Source organism: Hydrogenovibrio sp. 3SP14C1, assembly GCF_029625905.1.
Lineage (GTDB): Bacteria > Pseudomonadota > Gammaproteobacteria > Thiomicrospirales > Thiomicrospiraceae > Hydrogenovibrio.
The window spans coordinates 1-256 of sequence record NZ_JARTLM010000203.1 but is presented as its reverse complement, the minus strand read 5'-3'; the positions used below and the strand labels follow the sequence as shown (position 1 = coordinate 256).

The 256-nt window shown below is 40.6% G+C and carries 1 pseudogene; it reads right to left on the bottom strand.

Features of this window, described 5'->3' with window-relative positions:
• Positions 1-256, bottom strand: a pseudogene (locus P8629_RS12255) (methyl-accepting chemotaxis protein); the annotation flags it as partial.

Sequence of the window (256 nt, the reverse complement as noted above, 5' to 3'; positions counted from 1 at the left end):
CTCATTTCCTTGCTCAGCAAGAACATTACAACTTCTTGTTTTATCCGCTGTATTATTCGCATTATGGGAAACTTCGTGTGAGGCTGAAGCCATTTCATTCAGCGCCGTGGCAACTTGTTCGATCTCTCTTAATTGTTGCTGAGTCTCATGGCTATTTTGTTCACTGTTAGCACGGATTTTTTCAGCACATAAAGCAAGTTCGTTCGTGGAAGAGATGATACGAGTTACCAAAGCATGAAGGTTTGAAATAAACGTA